This is a genomic window from Vibrio sp. STUT-A11, from assembly GCF_026000435.1.
Lineage (GTDB): Bacteria > Pseudomonadota > Gammaproteobacteria > Enterobacterales > Vibrionaceae > Vibrio.
Genome location: NZ_AP026763.1, coordinates 278,168 through 296,417 on the forward strand (window position 1 = coordinate 278,168; position 18,250 = coordinate 296,417).

The following is an 18,250-nucleotide window of genomic DNA, read 5'->3' on the forward strand; positions in this document are numbered from 1 at the left end:
GGATCTCTGACGGGGGAGTTTTTCCTACAATATAAATAACCTTAACCCGGGATAATTTAAGCCAGTCAGCACCACTCTTTTAGCACCTAACAGTGTTATGCATCTAAAATTGCAGTACTGGCTCAAGTTTTTAGTCACGATATGAAAGTTGAAGTTGTTTGGACTTTCTTATCCCTAGTTAAGGTTCATTAGGATTTTCTTGCATCTGGAGGGAGTATTGATGCTAGTAGTTCGCCCTATCGCGATGTCGGATTATGATTCGCTACACACTTGTGCGGTTGAATCTGGTCACGGATTTACATCTCTACCGGTTAACGAAGAACTGTTAACCAATCGAATCAAACACTCAGAGTACAGCTTTGGCAAACCGGACGTTAATGAACCGGGTGATGAAGGCTACCTTATGGTCGGCTTTGACTCTGAAACGGGTGAAGTCGCAGGTACGACCGGAATCGAAGCATCTATTGGTTGGGATGTACCTTTCTACTCTTACCACATCAGTAAGGTTGTTCACTCATCACCTAAATTAGGCGTGAACAATGTTGTGAAGTTATTGACGTTTGGCAATAACTACACGGGTAACAGCGAAATCTGTACTCTTTTCTTGCGTGAGAAATTCCGCCAGGGTCTGAATGGTCGCCTGATGTCGAAATGCCGTTTTTTAATGATGGCAGAGCATCCAGAGCGTTTCTCTGAAACCATTTTTGCTGAGATGCGTGGTGTCTCTGATGAAAATGGTAATTCGCCATTCTGGCAGTGGTTACAAGAACACTTCTTCTCGATTGACTTCACTCTTGCGGACTACCTGACAGGTATTGGTAAGAAAGGCTTTATCGCTGACTTAATGCCTAAGCTGCCAATCTACATCAATTTACTCAGCCCAGAAGCACAAGCGGTGATTGGTAAGGTGCACGATAATACACGTCCGGCACTAAAGCTGCTGGAACGTGAAGGTTTTACTAACCGAGGCTACGTCGACATTTTCGATGCAGGCCCAACGGTAGAGTGCGATCTGCGCAATGTTGAATCTGTGCGCCACTCATTCCGTGCACGAGTCAAAATTGCAGAACACAACAGCACGCAGGATTTCTTGATGTGTAACGCATCATTCGAGAACTTCCGTGCGGCAGCAGCAAAAGCGGCGTATGACCCAGAAACACAAAGTGTTGTACTAGCACCAGAACTTGCCGATGCACTTTTAGTCGAGGAAGGGGACTTCGTTCGCCTTCTACCGCAGTAACAGACGACAGAATTTAAGGATAGTAACAATGACACATTGGATTGCAGGTGAATGGGTACAGGGTCAGGGTGAAGAGTTTACGTCACTGTCTCCATACAACCAGGAAGTGATTTGGCACGGCAAAGGTGCGACGGCTGAGCAAGTAAATCAAGCTGTAGCGGCGGCTCGTGCTGCTTTTGTCGACTGGAAAAATCGTCCATTTGCAGAGCGCGAAGCCATCGTGCTGGCGTTTGCCGAAAAAGTGAAAGAAAACAGCGAACAAATCGCTGAAGTGATCGCCAAAGAAACGGGCAAACCAATTTGGGAAACCCGTACAGAAGCGGCTGCCATGGCGGGTAAAATCGCAATTTCAATTCGTGCATACCACGACCGTACTGGTGAAACGACACGTGAAGCGGCGGGTAATCAAATCGTTCTGCGTCACCGCCCTTTGGGAGTGATGGCGGTATTTGGGCCTTACAACTTCCCAGGTCACCTGCCTAATGGCCACATTGTTCCTGCTCTTTTAGCTGGTAATACAGTGGTATTCAAGCCATCAGAGCAAACGCCTTGGACTGGCGAGCTGGCGATGAAACTGTGGGAAGAAGCAGGTCTGCCGAAAGGTGTGATTAACCTGGTTCAAGGTGCGAAAGAGACTGGTATTGCTCTTGCGGATGCGAAAGGCATCGACGGTGTCCTATTTACCGGTAGTGCAAACACTGGCCACATTCTGCACCGCCAATTTGCAGGTCAACCTGGCAAAATGTTAGCGCTAGAAATGGGCGGTAACAACCCAATGGTTATCTCTGATAACTACGGTGATCTAGACGCAACGGTTTACACCATCATTCAATCTGCATTCATCAGTGCTGGCCAGCGTTGTACCTGTGCACGTCGCCTGTACGTACCGTTTGGTGAAAAAGGTGATGCATTGATTACTAAATTGGTTGAAGCGACGAATAAGATTCGCGTCGACCAACCATTTGCACAACCAGCACCGTTTATGGGACCACAAATTTCTGTTGCGGCGGCGAAGTTCATTCTTGATGCACAAGCTAACCTACAGTCACTGGGTGGAGAGAGCCTAATCGAAGCGAAAGCGGGTGAAGCGGCGTTTGTTTCTCCGGGCATCATTGATGTGACGAATATTGCTGAGTTGCCAGATGAAGAATACTTCGGCCCACTGCTGCAAGTTGTACGTTACGAAGGTTTGGAAAAAGCAGTGGAACTGGCGAATGATACTCGCTTTGGTCTATCTGCGGGTCTAGTGTCAACCGACGACCAAGAGTGGGAATACTTTGTTGACCACATCCGTGCTGGCATTGTAAACCGCAACCGTCAATTGACTGGTGCAAGTGGTGACGCGCCGTTTGGTGGTCCTGGTGCATCAGGCAACCTTCGTCCAAGCGCATACTATGCGGCTGACTACTGTGCTTACCCAATGGCATCAATGGAAGGTGGCGAAACACTACTTCCCGCGACATTGAGCCCAGGTGTAGAACTTTAAATTTCAACAATAGAGCCACGATGGTACTTCGTGGCTCAGATTGCCGATGCATCATTAAAGTATGGAGTCTTAATGAGGTCAGCATGAAAATAATTAAAAAATGGGTGTGCGACTGACTGATACTTCATCACAGGTTAGGCTGCTCGTTCATTATTCTGGACAGAGTTATACCAATCGTAGTAAATAACTGACCATTCTAACTTGTTAAAACGCTCGATAACTGCGTTAGAATTTTTGATTGTAGAGTAACTACTTATCGAAAATTCTGCCTTGTTCTCAAACGTTTTTCCTACGTTATTTATGTTCTCTTACTTACTGTGATTGGTATTAGGGCTGTGAACGAGCCGCCAACATTCTTACCCTACATCTCGTAACAAGGAGCCGTTATGACCCCTGATGTGTTATTCCAATCGTTATGGCAAGACTATATTCAGCGTCTTTGCCCCTCTGCTGCTAAAGTTCATCAACTTCTTCAAGAAGATGAGCCTTTGATTAACGACCATATTGCACTGCGCACATTCAATGTTGAGCCTCTTGGCATTGAGACGCTGGCTAAGCCATTTTTAGCGATTGGTTACAAGGCGTGTGGTGACTATGTATTTGAAAGCAAAAAGCTTGTCGCTAAGCACTACGAGCACCCAGACCAAAAACAGCCTAAAGTGTTCATCAGTGAGCTCAAAGTAGAAGAGTGTTCGCCAGAGTTACAAGCGATTGTTTCTAAACTGGCAGCACAAGTGGATACAGATAAACTCGCAGATAGCGCATTTTTATATGGCGGCCGCTTATGGGATCTTAGTTTTGCAGATTACCAGGTTTTGGAAAAAGAGAGTGAATACGCGTCCTGGCTGGCGGCTCATGGATACGGCGCTAACCACTTCACGGTCAGCGTAAATCAACTGAATCAGCATGATGAAGTGAAGCAAGTGAACGATCACTTACGCCAAGCTGGATTTGTGATTAACGAGTCGGGTGGCGAAGTGAAAGGCTCGCCTGAAGTCCTGTTAGAACAGTCTTCAACTATGGCAGATAAAGTGCCGGTTAACTTTACTGAAGGCTCTGAGAACATTCCGGGTGGATTCTACGAATTCGCTAAGCGTTACCCAATGGACAATGGTGAGCTTTACCCAGGCTTTGTTGCAGCATCGGCAGACAAAATTTTTGAAAGCACGAATGGCTAATCCATGTCGTTAACTCGATTCCTGAGAGCATAGCTCGAACCCTGGCCTGAATAGAAAAAGCCACCAATGCTGCCATTGGTGGCTTTATTATTTTCTTTACACTACTCGAATCAGAGATTAACGAGTACCGTAAACGACGATAGTTTTACCGTGCGCAGAGATTAGATTCTGCTCTTCTAGCATCTTCAAGATACGACCAACTGTCTCACGAGAACAGCCAACAATTTGACCGATTTCTTGACGAGTGATCTTGATTTGCATGCCATCTGGGTGAGTCATCGCGTCTGGTTGTTTTGCAAGGTTCAGAAGCGTCTGAGCGATACGACCAGTTACGTCTAGGAACGCTAGGTCACCCACTTTTTGGCTGGTTACTTGAAGGCGACGAGCCATCTGCGCAGAAAGACGCATTAGGATGTCTGGGTTTACTTGGATAAGCTGACGGAATTTCTTGAAAGAAATCTCAGCAACTTCACAAGGAGATTTAGCTCGAACCCAAGCTGTACGCTCTTGGTCTTCCTCGAATAGACCAAGTTCACCAATAAAGTCACCTTGGTTTAGGTAAGAAAGGATCATTTCCTTACCTTCTTCGTCTTTGATAAGAACCGCAACAGAACCTTTAACGATGTAGTATAAGGTTTCAGCTTTTTCACCAGCGTGAATCAGCGTGCTCTTTGAAGGGTACTTATGAATGTGACAGTGTGAAAGAAACCACTCTAATGTCGGGTCGGTTTGAGGTTTACCTAGAACCATAATATCTCACTTCCTCTGCAGGGTACGCTTGCGCTATCCATATTTTAGCTAAGCCTGAATCAGGCTTACTAGAATAAGAGCACTTTTTATATGCTGCAAGCTATCTTGTGTTTCGGTAAGAAATAGTATCCTTTTTCTAGGATGATTTCTTGATTTTAATCGTGCCATGGTTGCTATTTTGTACGCAAAACTGTGCACATGATCACGGTATGAAAAGTAAACACTCCGAAAGCGAGATTTTTAGCCAATTTTTCCTGTTTCTATCAGTTGTTGTAGGATAGGCCTCACGATCAGCTCCATTGCAAAACTCATCTTACCGCCCGGCACGACTATCGTGTTGTGACGTGACATAAACGAACCGTCAATCATGGCCAACAGGTAAGGGAAGTCGACATTCTTGATCCCACGTAGTCGGATGACCACAAAGCTTTCATCCAGACTCGGGATGCCTTTCGCATTGAGTGGGTTCGATGTATCCACGGTTGGCACGCGCTGAAAGTTGATATGAGTACGTGAAAACTGCGGAGTAATGTAATTCAGATAGTCATCCATCGAGCGTACGATGGAGTCCATGACGGCCTCTCTTGAGTGGCCGCGGTCACGCGTATCCCGGACGAATTTTTGGATCCACTCCAGGTTCACAATCGGTACCATGCCAATCAGAAAATCGACATGTTGTGATACGTTCACTTCACCATCGACCACGCCACCGTGCAGCCCTTCATAGAAGAGTACGTCGCTGTTGTCTGGTAGGTCTTGCCACGGTGTGAAAGTGCCTGGCATCTGGTTGTACGGTACCGCTTCATCAAAGGTGTGTAGATAACGGCGTATGCTGCCAGTGCCTTCCTCACCATATTGGCGGAAAAACTTTTCCAAGCCAGGAAAGTCATTCGCCTGAGGACCAAAGTAGCTGATGTGTCTGCCTTGCTCGCGCGCTTTACGAATTTCGATATCCATTTCCGGGCGGGTAAAGCGATGGAAGCTGTCACCTTCAACCCAAGCTGGTTTGACGTTCATCATATTGAACATCTTACGGAAGGCTTCAGATGTAGTGGTCGTGCCGGCTCCGGATGAGCCGGTAACTGCAATAATTGGGTGTTTAGCTGACATGACAAACCTTGTCGAAAATTACTTTCCTTTAAGTGCAGCAGGCATCTACTGCACAAGTGATAGTCCACTATAGCACGTAACTACGGCTTGTCATCGGGTGGGGTACGGTAAAATGTGAAGGGCTTGGGGAAATGGTTTAATACTTTGCTTTTAATTGAATATCCACAGTTTCATGCAGTTCGGAATACACGATAACCGCTTCGCCTTTCTCTAGCTGCGATTTCACCTGATCGATCTTATCTTGCAGAGATACTTCCAGCGTGCCGTAATCTGTTCCTTCACGCAGAACAAATTCACGAATCAGGTTTTCCAGTGTTTCTGGCGCAATGTCTTGCCAAGGAATGATCATCAATACCTCAAAATTTTATGACGAGTGGGTAGGATATGTCGACCTTTGCAGCAAAAAATCAGTTCTAAAGGCCAACCTCTCCAAGTCTACTGTGTCTTACGTTTTGATACAGCAGAAAGATGATCAGCAGCGATACTCTCGTAATAGGATGGCAGCGCTTCTTCGAGCCAAAACTTTGGCTTTAATGCAGACCCTGAGATAAAACCAACATGCCCGCCGTGTTCATACAGGCGATAGTCAATATTGGCAGGCAGGACAAACTTAGGGATAACCGCATCGGTCATAAATGGGTCATCCTTAGCGTGAATGATCAGCGTGGGCAGTTTGATCTGTTGTAACTTGCTCAGCCCAGAGCATTGGGTGTAATAGTCCTGCGCATCTTTAAACCCATGCAGAGGTGCTGTGATCAAATCGTCGAACTCTTGTAAGCGAGTGACACGCTTGATTGAATTGTAAGAGAGTGCCAGCTCTCCATGGAGTAACGTGTGCTTTTGTAAGGCGTTCCGCTTTAATGATGAAAGTAAATATCGGCGGTAAACCTTGGAAAATCCCTGTTCAATGCGGTTAGCGCAAGCCGCTAAGTCGAGAGGCGCCGACACAATGGTTGCCGCTTTCAATATCGGGTTATCTTGGTATTGCGCTAAGTAGTTTGCCAGCATATTTCCCCCTAAGGAAATGCCAATGGCAACTTTAGGGTTGTCCGGAAATTGCCTTTCAAGATGTTCAAGGAAAAAGCGAGCGTCTGTCACTTCTCCTGAGTGATAAGCGCGGGCTTTTTTGTTTGGTTTCCCGCTACAGCCACGAAAGTGCATCATCACTGAAAGCCAGCCAGACTGAGCAAATGCGTTCATCAATCCGTTGGCATACGGGCTGTAGAAGCAGCCTTCCAGGCCGTGAAACAGGATAAAAATAGGTTTGTGCTGAGTGGTTTCTTTGTTTGGATCTTCACTCCAGGCGAGATCAAGAAAATCGCCATCCGTGGTATCCAGCGTTTGCCAGACAGGGGAAAACAACGCTTTTTTACGAATAAAGCGTGGTAGAAGGGTCTGGAGGTGTGGGTTTTTCATCCCAGCGGCTGCTAAAAATTGTGTCATACCTAACTGCTCTTATGCGCCCTCCAACATCCATGGGAGAACTTATTAATATAATCCTTTATAAATATTATAGGTACTTTATACCTAAATGACTTCAAGATGCAGGATTCAGAGTGTTGTCACCGGCGCTAGTTCAAGGAACCAGCATTTCACGTTGTGTAATACAATTTATGAATGCTTTGGCGGGTGAATATTTGGCACTGGGATAGCAAAAGCTTGTTGTAGATGTTCACCGCCCAACTGGCGGCAATATCTGAGCGTGAGAGGATCGCCGTCGTTTTTGATCAGGCTGAGTGAGTTAATACAGTCGACTAAGTCGGATTGTTGCTGTTTCTCTAGCTGCAGCTCAAACTGCAGAGTTTCACGATACAATGCGTCGTTGACCTGAGATTTGAGGTGGCGTCGCAGATCGCGAAAAGAGTGCAGCAAGGTCTCGCTTCGGCCCAGACAGCTTTGAACTAAATGCCAGTCTTTCTCTTGGAAAATAAGCTGCTGCTCGTCGAGCCATCGGAGCAGCAGTAGTAGATTCACGTTGCCGTGATAATTGTTTTGTAGTGATAGGCACGCTTCTTTTACTTCCCGCACGCCATAAAACTGCAAACTGAATTGCCATAGGTGCTCTAAGGTAAGGGGGTATTCTGCGTGCTTATTTGTCATTGATTAAACTCTAGCTCCATCTGCTCAAGTTCTTCCTGAGCTGACATCCATTCCATTTCTACTTCTTCGAGCTCTGATTTGCTCGACGATTGAAGCGCTAACACTTCATTTAGTTTAGCTTTATTTTCGGCTTCATACAGAGAGTTATCCGCCAATTGTTCTTCAGCTTTTGCTAGTGCTGCTCCCAACTTATCCATTTTATTTTCTAATTGTGTCAGCGTTTTGCGAATTGGTGCCGTTTGTTTACGAAATTCGGCTTCGCGGCGTTTCTGCTCTTTCTTCGCAACGGCGCTATTGGCGGTGTCTTTCGCCGGTTGTGATGCCTGTGCCTCTTTACGCTCAACTTTTTGTTGCTCTGTTAACCATTTATAGTAGTCATTTAAGTCGCCATCAAATGGGGCCACCTGGCGGTCGTGGACGAGGTACAAGTCATCTGTGGTGGCGCGTAGCAGATAGCGGTCGTGCGAGACAATCACCATGGCGCCTTCAAACGTTTGCAGTGCAAAAGTCAATGCTTGACGCATGTCTAAGTCTAAGTGGTTGGTTGGCTCATCGAGCAGTAATAGGTTCGGTTTTTGCCAAACAATCAATGCCAATACCAAACGTGCTTTTTCACCACCCGAGAATGGCGCGACTTTTTCCAGCGCTTTATCGCCCTGGAAGCCAAAACTACCCAAGTAATCACGTAACTGTTGTTCGGTTTGATTCGGTGCGATTTGCATTAAGTGCTGTAGTGGCGTTTCTTCAGGGTGCAGCGTTTCAAGCTGGTGCTGAGCGAAGTAGCCAATCTTCACGCCTTGTGAATAGGTCAGGTCGCCGCCTTGGGCTTTGAGCTCGCCAGAAAGCAGTTTGATCAGCGTTGATTTACCTGCACCATTGCGACCAAGTAGACCGATACGGCTGCCAGGGACTAGGTTAAGGCGGATTTTCTCCAGAATTAAGTTGTCATCGTAGCCTGCCGAGACATCATCCATCATCATGATTGGATTTGGTAAAGCGGCAGGTTGACGGAATTCAAAGCTGAATGGGTTATCGAACTGCGCTGGTAGTACTTTCTCCATGCGTTCCAGTGCCTTAATTCGGCTCTGCGCCTGACGTGCTTTGGACGCTTTGTAGCGGAATCGGTCGATGTAGCTTTGCATGTGCGACATCTGCTTTTGCTGCTTCTCGAACATCGCTTGCTGAAGAATCATTTTTTGCGCACGCTGGTTTTCGAATGACGAGTAGTTACCGGTGTATTCATTCAGCTGCTGATTTTCGATGTGAATGATGCGACCAACGATAGGATCAAGGAAATCACGGTCGTGCGAAATCAGAATTAACGTGCCCGGGTAGTTTTGTAGCCAGCGTTCCAACCACATTACCGCATCTAAATCCAGGTGGTTAGTTGGCTCATCGAGCAGCAGTAAATCAGAGCGACAAAGCAGTGCTTGAGCGAGGTTGAGACGCATACGCCAGCCACCGGAAAACTGAGTCAGACTCCAGCTCATCTGTTCCTGACTGAACCCTAAGCCGTCAAGCAACTCTGCAGCTCGGGCGCGAATGCTATAACCACCAATGGTTTCGATTTTGCCGTGAATTTCAGCGACCAGAGTACCGTTATCTTGCTCTTCAGCGGCGGAAAGTTGCTTTTCAAGGTCACGGAACTCACGATCGCCATCTATGACATACTCTAATGCACTGCGCTCCAGAGCGGGTGTTTCCTGTGCTACCCAAGCAAGTTCCCAGTGCTGTGGTTGGCTGAATGAACCAGCATCAATCGACAGTTCATCTTTTAATAAGGCGAACAGGGTGGATTTACCACAGCCATTTTTGCCAACTAGACCGACTTTATCTCCGGGGTGGATAGTCGCAGAAGCTTGATCTAAAAGAGGTTTACCGCCACGCAGTAACTGAATATCAGAAAAGGTAATCATAGAGTCGTCATTCACTTTGCGCAGTGCGCGTTGCTTTGTTACTAAGGTATGTATCTAGCGGTGAATAGTAGGGGTATTGGCACTAAAAGTCGATCTCTGAGCACGAATTGCATTATGCTGCACAAAAACGTATAACAATTTGATAACGGATAAAAATGACCACAAGGACGACCATTTGGCTGTAACAGCGTCTATTCCCCCAAGAGTTCTGGTTATCTATGCTCACCCAGAGCCAGATAAATCCATTGCCAATCAAGTGATGATAAAGAGAGTTCAATCACTTGATCATGTAACGGTGCACGATTTGTATGGTGCTTATCCGGACTTCTTTATCGATGTTAACAACGAGCATGATCTCTTAAAGGAACATGATGTGATCGTATTTCATCATCCTCTTTATATGTACTCCTGTCCTGCTTTGTTAAAAGAGTGGTTGGATCGCGTGCTTGGTAAAGGCTTTGCGTTTGGCGATGGTTGCGCTCTGAAAGGGAAATACTGGCGCAGCGTGATCACCACGGGCGGCAAAGAGGAAGCATTCAGTACTAAAGGCTACAACAAATATCCGTTAGAGCAGATTCTTCAGCCATTTGAGTTGACTGCGGCACTGTGTCAAATGCATTGGCTGGAACCACTGGTTCTGTATTGGTCACGAAATGTCTCCGATATTGAGCGTTATGAGCATGCAGAGCAGTATCGTCGATGGTTGGGTGATCCTTTGAAAGACTGGAACGCAGCAAACGAACAGGGAGTTCAGCATGGCAGTCACCAGTGAGTTTCTTCAAAGCAGTGTGGTGTTCCTTTCCGCCGCTGTTATCGCTGTGCCTCTCGCGCAGCGATTCGGGTTGGGATCAGTGCTGGGCTACCTGTTAGCCGGTGTCTTGATTGGCCCATGGGGGTTAGGGCTGATCAGTGATGTAGATGCCATTTTGCACTTTGCTGAGCTCGGGGTGGTATTGCTACTGTTCTTAATTGGCCTCGAATTGAACCCCAAAAAATTGTGGCAGATGCGAGGGCCGATTCTAGGACTAGGTGGCGCACAGGTTGTGGTGACCACATTTGTTATCGGCAGTATTGTCAGTTTGTTCGGGCTGAGCATGCAAGTGAGCTTGGTGATTGGGATGGGACTGGCGCTGTCTTCAACCGCTATTGCTCTGAGAGTGATTGAAGAGCAAGGGCTGAATGGCACGGAAACGGGGCAGTCAGGCTTTGCCGTTCTTCTGTTTCAGGATATTGCCGTCATCCCGATGTTGGCGATATTGCCCCTTTTAGCAGGTGGGCAGACAGGCGGTGATTGGTTGGATGTATTGACGGTGCTGGGCAGTGTGATTGCATTGCTGATTGGAGGCCACTTCTTGCTACGCCCTTTGTTTCGGTTCGTCGTCATGAGTGGCGTGCGTGAGCTATTTACCGTTGCAGCTTTATTGGTTGTTCTGGGCATTTCGGTTGTGATGCAGAAGCTGGGCTTATCGATGGCGCTTGGCACCTTTCTGGCTGGTGTACTACTGGCGGAAAGTGAATATCGTCATGAGTTAGAGATAGCTATCGAGCCTTTCAAAGGTTTGCTGCTCGGATTGTTTTTTATCGCGGTTGGAATGGCGGTGAACCTTGGCTTACTGGCGCTACAACCCTTAGAGATCCTCGCTGCGGTTGTGGCGTTGGTATCAGTGAAAGGGTTGGCTCTTTACGCACTGGCGCGTGCTGCTCGAGTGAGAACAAAAGCACGTAGCCGTATGGCGGCCATCTTGAGCCAGGGCGGTGAATTTGCCTTCGTTATTTTTACCGCTGCAAGTCAGGAAGGTATTTTATCCCAACAACAGGTCGCTTTTTTGTTGGTTGTGGTCAGCTTATCAATGGTGACCACGCCTCTACTGTTGATGGGGCAGAAGAAGTGGTTTGCTCACACGCTTAACCAAGAAGAGGAAAGTGTCACCAGTAATGTGATCGACCGCCGTCCACGGGTAATCATCGCAGGGTTTGGTCGTTTCGGTCAGGTCGTCGGGCGCTTAATGTATGCCAACAAAATTAAAGTGACCGTCTTAGAAAGTGATGCGAGCCAAATTCATCTGCTACGTAAATATGGTTACAAAGTGTTTTATGGCGATGCAACCCAGATCGATTTGCTGCGTGCAGCAGGCGCGGATAAAGCGGAAGCGCTGGTGATTTGTACTGATTCGCCAGATGAAGTCATGGCGATTGTTGACATCTGCCGGGCACATTTTCCCAAACTCAAATTGCTTGCTCGTGCCCGAAGCCGGGTTGAAGCCTACCAACTGATGAGCCATGGTGTGCAAAATTACTCGCGTGAAACCTTCTTAGGGGCACTGGACCTTGGTCGCCAGACGCTTGTAGAACTCGGTATGCACCCATATCAAGCAAAGCGGGCAGAAGCACATTTTCGTAAGTTAGATAATGCTATGCTTAAAGACTTACTGCCTCAACACAGTGAAGATAAGAAACTCGCTCAAAGAGCGAAAGAAGCTCGTAAAGAGTTGGAAGAAATTTTTGGTCGTGAAATGGAAAGCGATCATCAGTCGCCCAATCATTGGAAGTAGTACTTGAACTTAGGTTCAGGATAAGGAAATAGCGTGAAAATTAAAAAACGTTTTATTGCTGGTGCAAGTTGTCCACAGTGCAGCCAGCAAGATACCCTACGCTGGTGGATAGAGAACAACATTGAGTTGGTAGAGTGCGTTGAGTGTGATTATACAGAGCAGCGTAAACCGCAATCTGTAGAGAAAAATAAACACTCAGGGCAGGAAATGATTGGGATTTTTAAGCCGGAGTAATTGAACTTCGATAATAGATCCCCATAATACACCCTATCAACTCAGTACTTAACCCCGTTCAGGTTAAGTCAATTAATCTCTCTGGAGTTAGTATGAAAATCGAAAAGAACGTTGTTGCAAGCCTTGCATATAAAGTAATGTTGGAAGACGGTGTTGTTGTTGATCAATCAACGACTGAAGCACCTCTTGATTACCTTCACGGTCACAACAACCTAATCACAGGTCTTGAAAAAGAACTTGAAGGCAAAGTGGCAGGCGACAAGTTCTCTGCAACTGTAGCTCCTGAAGATGCTTACGGCGAGCACAACGATGCGCTTGTTCAACGCGTTCCTGCAGAAGTTTTCCAGGGTGTTGATCAAATTGAAGTGGGTATGCGTTTCCTAGCGGATACTGACCAAGGTCCAATCCCTGTAGAAGTAACAGAAGTAGACGGCGAAGAAGTAGTTGTGGATGGTAACCACATGCTTGCTGGTCAAACACTGACGTTTGAAGTTGAAGTGGTAGCAACTCGCGAAGCAACGGCAGAAGAGATCGAACACGGTCACATCCACCAAGGTGGCAGCTGTGGTCATGACCATGATCACGACCACGATCATGAAGGCGGCTGTTGTGGTGGCGGTAGCTGCGGTTCTCACTAATTCGCAGTTAACACTTTCTAGATTCTGAATAAAAAGCGCAAGTTGATCGTCAACTTGCGCTTTTTGTTTATCTGAGGTTTAGTACTGGCTAGTTAATTCAGCCGTTAGGAACGTTATGAACAAACCATTTTCCATTGCCATCCATGGTGGTGCGGGCACGATATTGCGTGAACAAATGAATGATTCACTGCAACAGGCTATTTTGACGGATTTGGAAAATGCGGCCAAAGCGGGTCATCAGATGTTGGCGAAGGGCGGAGCGTCACTTGATGCGGTCGTTGCAGCAGTAAAAGTGCTGGAAGACTCCCCTCACTTCAATGCTGGTAAAGGGTCAGTGTTAACCCACAATGAAATGGTTGAGATGGACGCTTCGATCATGGATGGCAGCAATTTGGCTGCTGGTGCGGTGGCGGGCGTAAGGCATATTAAAAATCCTATTGAGCTGGCTGGTGATGTGATGCAAAAGAGCGATCATGTTTTACTGGTTGGCGAGGGGGCTGAAATCTTTGCCTTTGAGCATGGACACCAATATACCGAACAAGATTACTTCTTTACCGACCGACGTTACGAACAGTTGATCTCGATGCGAGAGAAAGGGGAGTTTGCGCTTTCTGAGTCTCGTTTTCCGGATGATCGTAAACACGGAACGGTCGGTGCGGTTGCTTTGGATCAGCATGGTAACTTAGCGGCGGCGACCAGCACTGGTGGAGTGACGAACAAAAAATACGGTCGGATTGGTGATTCAGCGCTGATCGGCTGTGGAACCGTGGCTGAAAACGGTGTGGTTGCGGTTTCTACCACGGGCATGGGCGAGTTCTTTATTCGTAAACGCGTCGCAGAAGATGTGGCGGCTCGGATACGCTATCTCAAAGAAGATGTACATACTGCGTGTGAGGCCGTGATTCAGGGCGATCTGAAAGCCATGGGTGGGGAAGGTGGTTTGATTGCTATTGATGCCGAGGGAGAACTGCATTTTGCGATGAACAGTTCCGGCATGTACCGGGCGGGCATCAACACTCAAGGCGAGTTGAGTGTAAAAATCTATGCGGATGAATAGCCTTTGGAATAGAGCACAAAGAACAAAGCCCAGACTAGGGCTTAAATCCGCTCGCTTAACGGGCGAGCGTCATACTAAAAGTCCCCGTCATCCTGAAGAGCGACGAAGGAGCGTGATTCAGGATCTACTTACCGAGAGTGTCAGTGTTCAAGGTGCGAATTTCTGCTCATAGTGTGCAGGTAGTAGATTCCTGATGTCGCTTATGCTCCTCGGAATGACGTAGGGGACTGAAAATTTATGATTAAGTATTAGTAGTGTGGTGGTGGTGGCTCATTGGCTGGATCTTCCATATTTGATGAATCCATATTTTTCACTTTGCCTACCACGTATTTCATCTGATCTTGCATCTTAGTAATCAGCAATTGCTGCTGAGATAATGCGGCGTTCAGATCTTCAATCGTCTGTTCTTGGAACGCAGCCTGACACTCAAGGTCATTAACGCGCGCTTCCAGTTGCTGAATAAGTTTTTCTGTCATGATCCGTTCTCTAGCTGCCAAGCCTGGGCGATACCTGCAGAAGTGGCAGTAATTACACGTTGTTTGGAATCAAAGGCAGCATCATACACGACCGCACGAGGAGGGCGAGTATCTTTTTTCGGCTCGACTTCAAATCCATCAACCCGTTTACCGCTTTGAGTATCCCACACGGACACGCGACCGGATGGGCTGCCAGTGACCAGTTGCGAGCCGTTATCAGAGAACCTTGCGGTGGAGAATATCAGTTGACGGGACCAACTGCTCAACTCTGACACTTTTTCACCAGTCTCTAAATTCCAGATAATGGCTTGGTTGCCGCCATCCGAGCTCATCGCCAGTTTCCCGTCGCGTTGCAAAGCTACTCGCACCACTCGTTGTTCATGTTCAAAGGTGCGCAGAATCTGGCCTGATTCGGTATCCCAGAGAAAGGCTTTATAGTCATTTCCACCGGTCAACGCAAACCGGCCATTGGGAGATATCGCCACTGTGTTGACTTTTTCTTGATGAGCAAGGAACTCCAAACGACGCCCGGTGACTAAGTTGACATAAATCGCTTTACCGTTTGAAAGGCCAAGCAGCACTTGTTCACCATCGCTGGTGAGAGCAATGTCGCGAATCAAAGCATCTGAAATTGACCAAAGCCCTTTAGCTTGTGTCCAACCGAGATCCCAGACAGCAAAGTTCATCTGACCAGCGGTCACCGCATAACGACCATTGTCTGAGATGCGAATGTGGGAAACGACATTCGCATCAGCATCCAGTTCGCCCAGATTAGCTAACTGTTCATTTTGCTCAAGGTCCCACAATATCAAGTGATCCACATGAGAGTAGAGTAGGGCGAATCGGCCATCTCGGCTCAGTGCAAAACTGGTTGACCCTTGCGGTTCAAGGGGCCAGCGTTGCACCTCATGTTCGGTAAAAAAGCAACCATTTAACGTGGTGATGACAATTAAATATAGGAATAAATGAGAAATTCTTTGCATCACATCTAATAATCCAGTTTGTGTCTTAAGACATATAGCTAGTATATTGGTATAACGATTGTCTTCACTAGTCTCATAGAAGAATTGTGCACAACAACCAATGGCTAAGCCATTATTGGGAGAATTTAATGAAATCAGTTTTAAAAGTGTCGCTACTTGCTGCAACAGTAATGCTAGCGGTAGGCTGTCAGAAAGAAGAAACAAAAGCAGAAGAAGCTGCACCTCAAGCTGAGCAAGTTCAAGCAGAAACTGGCAAAGCAGTTCACTTTAAAACCGACGATGACAAAGCGGCGTACGCAATTGGCGTTTCATTTGCTAACTACCTAAGCACTAGCATCGAGAAACCAAGCGAAATCGGCATCGACCTAAACAAAGACCTTGTTCTTAAAGGTATTGAAGATGTATTCAAAGGCAACGCTGAGCTAAATGAAGAAGAAACTCGCGCAGCGCTAGAATCTCTGGATAAGCGTGTAGCAGACAAGATGCAAGCGCAAGCGGCTGAGAAATCGGCTGCAGCTAAGAAAGCTGGCGATGATTTCCGCGCTGAGTTTGAGAAGCAAGAAGGCGTAGTGAAAACGGAATCTGGCTTGCTTTATCAAGTGATGACGCCTGCAGAAGGCGAGAAGCCAAAAGATACTGACACCGTACAGGTTCACTACAAAGGGACACTGACTGATGGTACTCAGTTCGACAGCTCTTACGATCGTGGCGAGCCAGCAACGTTCCCGCTAAATCGTGTTATCCCGGGTTGGACAGAAGGCGTTCAGCTAATGCCAGTGGGTTCTAAATTCAAGTTCGTTATCCCGCCAGAGCTAGCTTACGGTGACCAAGACACGCCGAGCATTCCTGCTAACTCAACGCTAGTATTCGAAGTTGAGCTGCTAAAAGTAGAGAATGATAAAGCTGAGTAATCAGAACAACTCAGACTAAGTTATTGAAAAAGGTCCGTTTAACGGGCCTTTTTTGTTCTAGGTCACTAGTTGGAGAGTTTGCTAGGTTGACTTTCAAATTTTCTGATAAACTTACACCAATTTGTTGATTTTTCGCTCGAAGGCTTATGACAACTACAGAAACAATAAATGCGGAGATGTTGCTTGAAATGGAGTCCGTTAACGTGATGCCATTTACTGAGCACGATAAAATCATCTTGAGGTCTTATGAAGCGGTCGTTGATGGTATTGCCAGTCTGATTGGTCCGTTCTGTGAAATCGTTCTTCACTCTCTGGAAGATCTGAATACCTCTGCGATTAAAATTGCCAATGGTGAAAATACTGGCCGTCAGGTTGGTTCACCTATCACAGATTTAGCACTGAAAATGCTCAAAGACATTGAAGGCTCTGAGCGTAATTTCTCTCGTTCGTACTTTACGCGTGCGAAAGGCGGCGTGTTGATGAAGTCAATCACGGTCGCTATCCGTAATGGCGAGAACCGTGTTATTGGCTTGCTATGTATTAACGTCAATCTGGATGCGCCATTCTCGCAAGTGTTGCAATCTTTTATGCCAACACAAGAGGCCAAAGAGGCGGCATCATCGGTGAACTTCGCCAGTGATGTTGAAGAGCTGGTGGACCAAACGGTTGAGCGAACAATAGAAGAGATCAATGCGGACAAGTCGGTATCAAACAACACCAAGAACCGTCAGATCGTAATGGAACTGTACGACAAAGGTATTTTTGATATCAAAGATGCGATTAACCGCGTAGCAGATCGCCTGAATATCTCTAAGCACACGGTCTATTTGTACATTCGTCAGCGTAAAACTGAGGACGAAACCGAGTGAGTGGATTAACTTACACTCTGCTTGTCAATGGCCCGGTGTACGGTAGCCAGTCTGCCCGCAGCGCCTATCAATTTGCCAAAGCGGTGGTTGAGCAAGGGCATACGGTAGTGAGTGTGTTTTTCTACCAAGAGGGCGTGAGCAATGGTAGCGCACTGAGTGTACCTGCCAACGATGAATTCGATTTGAATAAAGCATGGCAAGTCTTCGCTGAGGAGCACAGCGTGCGCCTTGAAACTTGCGTGGCAGCGGCATTGCGTCGCGGCATTGTGAGTGAAGAAGAAGCCAACCAGCACGGCTTAACTCAACACAATTTAGCGCAAGGTTTTACTCAGGCAGGATTAGGCAGTTTAGCCGAAGCCATGCTAACCCAGGACCGAGTGGTGCAGTTTTGAGCCAGTTAACTTATTTATTTCGTAGCGCGCCTCACGGCCAGTCTGCTGGACGAGAGGGGGTTGATGCCCTGCTTGCCGCTTCCGCCTATTGTGAAGACATCAGCGTGATATTTATCGGCGATGGTGTTTACCAGCTTTTGCTAGGGCAAGACCCATCGGCCATTTTAAGCAAAGATTACGCACCCATGCTTAAGTTGTTTGATCTGTATGATATCGAACAAGTGTTCGTTTGCTCTGATTCACTAGCGCAGAGAGGGGTAGCACAAGCTGACCTGGTCATCGATGCACAGGCGTTAACGCTTGAACAAGTAAAACAGAAACTGCAACAAGCAGGCAAACTACTGTCATTCTGAGGGCG

General features: G+C 47.0%; 20 protein-coding genes. 12 read left to right on the forward strand and 8 right to left on the reverse strand.

Annotated features, from left to right (window positions below; translation table 11 throughout):
- The first annotated feature begins 220 nt into the window (after nt 1–220).
- From astA to OO774_RS01340, 3 genes are all read left to right on the forward strand, one after another.
- Nucleotides 221–1,240 (forward strand): arginine N-succinyltransferase, encoded by a 1,020-nt coding sequence (gene astA, locus OO774_RS01330; RefSeq protein WP_264904071.1) that lies wholly within the window; start codon nt 221–223, stop codon nt 1,238–1,240.
- A 28-nt stretch (nt 1,241–1,268) separates the two neighbouring features.
- A complete protein-coding gene (gene astD, locus OO774_RS01335) occupies nt 1,269–2,726 on the forward strand; it encodes a succinylglutamate-semialdehyde dehydrogenase (RefSeq protein WP_264904072.1) in 1,458 nt (485 codons plus the stop codon).
- A 386-nt stretch (nt 2,727–3,112) separates the two neighbouring features.
- Nucleotides 3,113–3,904: a DUF1338 domain-containing protein gene (locus OO774_RS01340; protein WP_264904074.1), complete on the forward strand. Its 792-nt coding sequence runs from the start codon at nt 3,113–3,115 to the stop codon at nt 3,902–3,904.
- A gap of 117 nt (nt 3,905–4,021) precedes the next feature.
- Here OO774_RS01340 and crp read toward each other — a convergent pair whose 3' ends face one another.
- The 6 genes from crp to OO774_RS01370 form a co-directional block, all read right to left on the reverse strand.
- A complete protein-coding gene (gene crp, locus OO774_RS01345; RefSeq protein ID WP_005381432.1) occupies nt 4,022–4,654 on the reverse strand; it encodes a cAMP-activated global transcriptional regulator CRP in 633 nt (210 codons plus the stop codon).
- 240 nt (nt 4,655–4,894) lie between these two features.
- Nucleotides 4,895–5,764 (reverse strand): phosphoribulokinase, encoded by an 870-nt coding sequence (locus OO774_RS01350; RefSeq protein ID WP_014233188.1) that lies wholly within the window; start codon nt 5,762–5,764, stop codon nt 4,895–4,897.
- Between the two features lie 136 nt (nt 5,765–5,900).
- Nucleotides 5,901–6,113 carry a YheU family protein gene (locus OO774_RS01355; RefSeq protein WP_176292282.1) on the reverse strand — a complete coding sequence of 71 codons (213 nt, stop codon included), beginning with the start codon at nt 6,111–6,113 and terminating at the stop codon, nt 5,901–5,903.
- An 86-nt stretch (nt 6,114–6,199) separates the two neighbouring features.
- A complete protein-coding gene (locus tag OO774_RS01360; protein WP_264904082.1) occupies nt 6,200–7,207 on the reverse strand; it encodes a hydrolase in 1,008 nt (335 codons plus the stop codon).
- A 168-nt stretch (nt 7,208–7,375) separates the two neighbouring features.
- Nucleotides 7,376–7,864 (reverse strand): TIGR02444 family protein, encoded by a 489-nt coding sequence (locus OO774_RS01365; protein ID WP_264904084.1) that lies wholly within the window; start codon nt 7,862–7,864, stop codon nt 7,376–7,378.
- A complete protein-coding gene (locus OO774_RS01370; protein ID WP_264904085.1) occupies nt 7,861–9,780 on the reverse strand; it encodes an ABC transporter ATP-binding protein in 1,920 nt (639 codons plus the stop codon). Before OO774_RS01370 ends, OO774_RS01365 begins: the two co-directional genes overlap by 4 nt.
- A gap of 175 nt (nt 9,781–9,955) precedes the next feature.
- Here OO774_RS01370 and kefG point away from each other — a divergent pair, with 175 nt between their 5' ends.
- The 5 genes from kefG to OO774_RS01395 all read left to right on the forward strand — a co-directional run bounded on the left by kefG (nt 9,956) and on the right by OO774_RS01395 (nt 14,261).
- Nucleotides 9,956–10,552, forward strand: coding sequence for a glutathione-regulated potassium-efflux system ancillary protein KefG (gene kefG, locus OO774_RS01375; RefSeq protein WP_264904086.1), 597 nt, complete (start codon nt 9,956–9,958; stop codon nt 10,550–10,552).
- On the forward strand, nt 10,536–12,332 hold the full coding sequence (kefB, locus tag OO774_RS01380; RefSeq protein WP_264904087.1) for a glutathione-regulated potassium-efflux system protein KefB: 1,797 nt from the start codon (nt 10,536–10,538) through the stop codon (nt 12,330–12,332). The genes kefG and kefB overlap by 17 nt, the downstream gene beginning before the upstream one ends.
- 33 nt (nt 12,333–12,365) lie before the next feature.
- Nucleotides 12,366–12,566 (forward strand): YheV family putative zinc ribbon protein, encoded by a 201-nt coding sequence (locus OO774_RS01385; protein WP_014233181.1) that lies wholly within the window; start codon nt 12,366–12,368, stop codon nt 12,564–12,566.
- A gap of 92 nt (nt 12,567–12,658) precedes the next feature.
- Complete coding sequence (gene slyD, locus OO774_RS01390; RefSeq protein ID WP_264904089.1) at nt 12,659–13,204, forward strand: peptidylprolyl isomerase; 546 nt, start codon at nt 12,659–12,661, stop codon at nt 13,202–13,204.
- A 115-nt stretch (nt 13,205–13,319) separates the two neighbouring features.
- Entirely contained in the window at nt 13,320–14,261 is a 942-nt protein-coding gene (locus tag OO774_RS01395; protein WP_264904090.1) for an isoaspartyl peptidase/L-asparaginase, read from the forward strand.
- A gap of 248 nt (nt 14,262–14,509) precedes the next feature.
- Here OO774_RS01395 and OO774_RS01400 read toward each other — a convergent pair whose 3' ends face one another.
- A complete protein-coding gene (locus OO774_RS01400) occupies nt 14,510–14,737 on the reverse strand; it encodes a SlyX family protein (protein WP_264904092.1) in 228 nt (75 codons plus the stop codon).
- Nucleotides 14,734–15,720, reverse strand: a complete 987-nt coding sequence (locus OO774_RS01405) for a hypothetical protein (RefSeq protein ID WP_264906034.1) — start codon at nt 15,718–15,720, stop codon at nt 14,734–14,736. The genes OO774_RS01400 and OO774_RS01405 overlap by 4 nt, the downstream gene beginning before the upstream one ends.
- A 128-nt stretch (nt 15,721–15,848) precedes the next feature.
- Here OO774_RS01405 and fkpA point away from each other — a divergent pair, with 128 nt between their 5' ends.
- From fkpA to tusC, 4 genes are all read left to right on the forward strand, one after another.
- Nucleotides 15,849–16,631: an FKBP-type peptidyl-prolyl cis-trans isomerase gene (gene fkpA, locus OO774_RS01410; RefSeq protein WP_264904094.1), complete on the forward strand. Its 783-nt coding sequence runs from the start codon at nt 15,849–15,851 to the stop codon at nt 16,629–16,631.
- A gap of 146 nt (nt 16,632–16,777) precedes the next feature.
- On the forward strand, nt 16,778–17,500 hold the full coding sequence (locus OO774_RS01415; RefSeq protein ID WP_264904096.1) for a transcriptional regulator: 723 nt from the start codon (nt 16,778–16,780) through the stop codon (nt 17,498–17,500).
- A complete protein-coding gene (tusD, locus tag OO774_RS01420; RefSeq protein ID WP_264904098.1) occupies nt 17,497–17,892 on the forward strand; it encodes a sulfurtransferase complex subunit TusD in 396 nt (131 codons plus the stop codon). Before OO774_RS01415 ends, tusD begins: the two co-directional genes overlap by 4 nt.
- Complete coding sequence (gene tusC / locus OO774_RS01425; RefSeq protein WP_264904099.1) at nt 17,889–18,245, forward strand: sulfurtransferase complex subunit TusC; 357 nt, start codon at nt 17,889–17,891, stop codon at nt 18,243–18,245. The genes tusD and tusC overlap by 4 nt, the downstream gene beginning before the upstream one ends.
- The last annotated feature ends 5 nt before the right edge of the window (nt 18,246–18,250 follow it).

Excerpts from the sequence above, each read along its gene's own strand:
- OO774_RS01415 (WP_264904096.1), top strand. The coding sequence starts at position 16,778 with ATGACAACTACAGAAACAATAAATGCGGAGATGTTGCTTGAAATGGAG.
- OO774_RS01350 (WP_014233188.1), bottom strand. The coding sequence starts at position 5,764 with ATGTCAGCTAAACACCCAATTATTGCAGTTACCGGCTCATCCGGAGCC.
- crp (WP_005381432.1), bottom strand. The coding sequence starts at position 4,654 with ATGGTTCTAGGTAAACCTCAAACCGACCCGACATTAGAGTGGTTTCTT.
- OO774_RS01365 (WP_264904084.1), bottom strand. The coding sequence starts at position 7,864 with ATGACAAATAAGCACGCAGAATACCCCCTTACCTTAGAGCACCTATGG.
- OO774_RS01395 (WP_264904090.1), top strand. The coding sequence starts at position 13,320 with ATGAACAAACCATTTTCCATTGCCATCCATGGTGGTGCGGGCACGATA.
- OO774_RS01405 (WP_264906034.1), bottom strand. The coding sequence starts at position 15,720 with ATGCAAAGAATTTCTCATTTATTCCTATATTTAATTGTCATCACCACG.
- OO774_RS01360 (WP_264904082.1), bottom strand. The coding sequence starts at position 7,207 with ATGACACAATTTTTAGCAGCCGCTGGGATGAAAAACCCACACCTCCAG.
- OO774_RS01355 (WP_176292282.1), bottom strand. The coding sequence starts at position 6,113 with ATGATCATTCCTTGGCAAGACATTGCGCCAGAAACACTGGAAAACCTG.
- OO774_RS01400 (WP_264904092.1), bottom strand. The coding sequence starts at position 14,737 with ATGACAGAAAAACTTATTCAGCAACTGGAAGCGCGCGTTAATGACCTT.
- fkpA (WP_264904094.1), top strand. The coding sequence starts at position 15,849 with ATGAAATCAGTTTTAAAAGTGTCGCTACTTGCTGCAACAGTAATGCTA.
- slyD (WP_264904089.1), top strand. The coding sequence starts at position 12,659 with ATGAAAATCGAAAAGAACGTTGTTGCAAGCCTTGCATATAAAGTAATG.
- OO774_RS01340 (WP_264904074.1), top strand. The coding sequence starts at position 3,113 with ATGACCCCTGATGTGTTATTCCAATCGTTATGGCAAGACTATATTCAG.
- astA (WP_264904071.1), top strand. The coding sequence starts at position 221 with ATGCTAGTAGTTCGCCCTATCGCGATGTCGGATTATGATTCGCTACAC.
- astD (WP_264904072.1), top strand. The coding sequence starts at position 1,269 with ATGACACATTGGATTGCAGGTGAATGGGTACAGGGTCAGGGTGAAGAG.
- OO774_RS01370 (WP_264904085.1), bottom strand. The coding sequence starts at position 9,780 with ATGATTACCTTTTCTGATATTCAGTTACTGCGTGGCGGTAAACCTCTT.
- kefB (WP_264904087.1), top strand. The coding sequence starts at position 10,536 with ATGGCAGTCACCAGTGAGTTTCTTCAAAGCAGTGTGGTGTTCCTTTCC.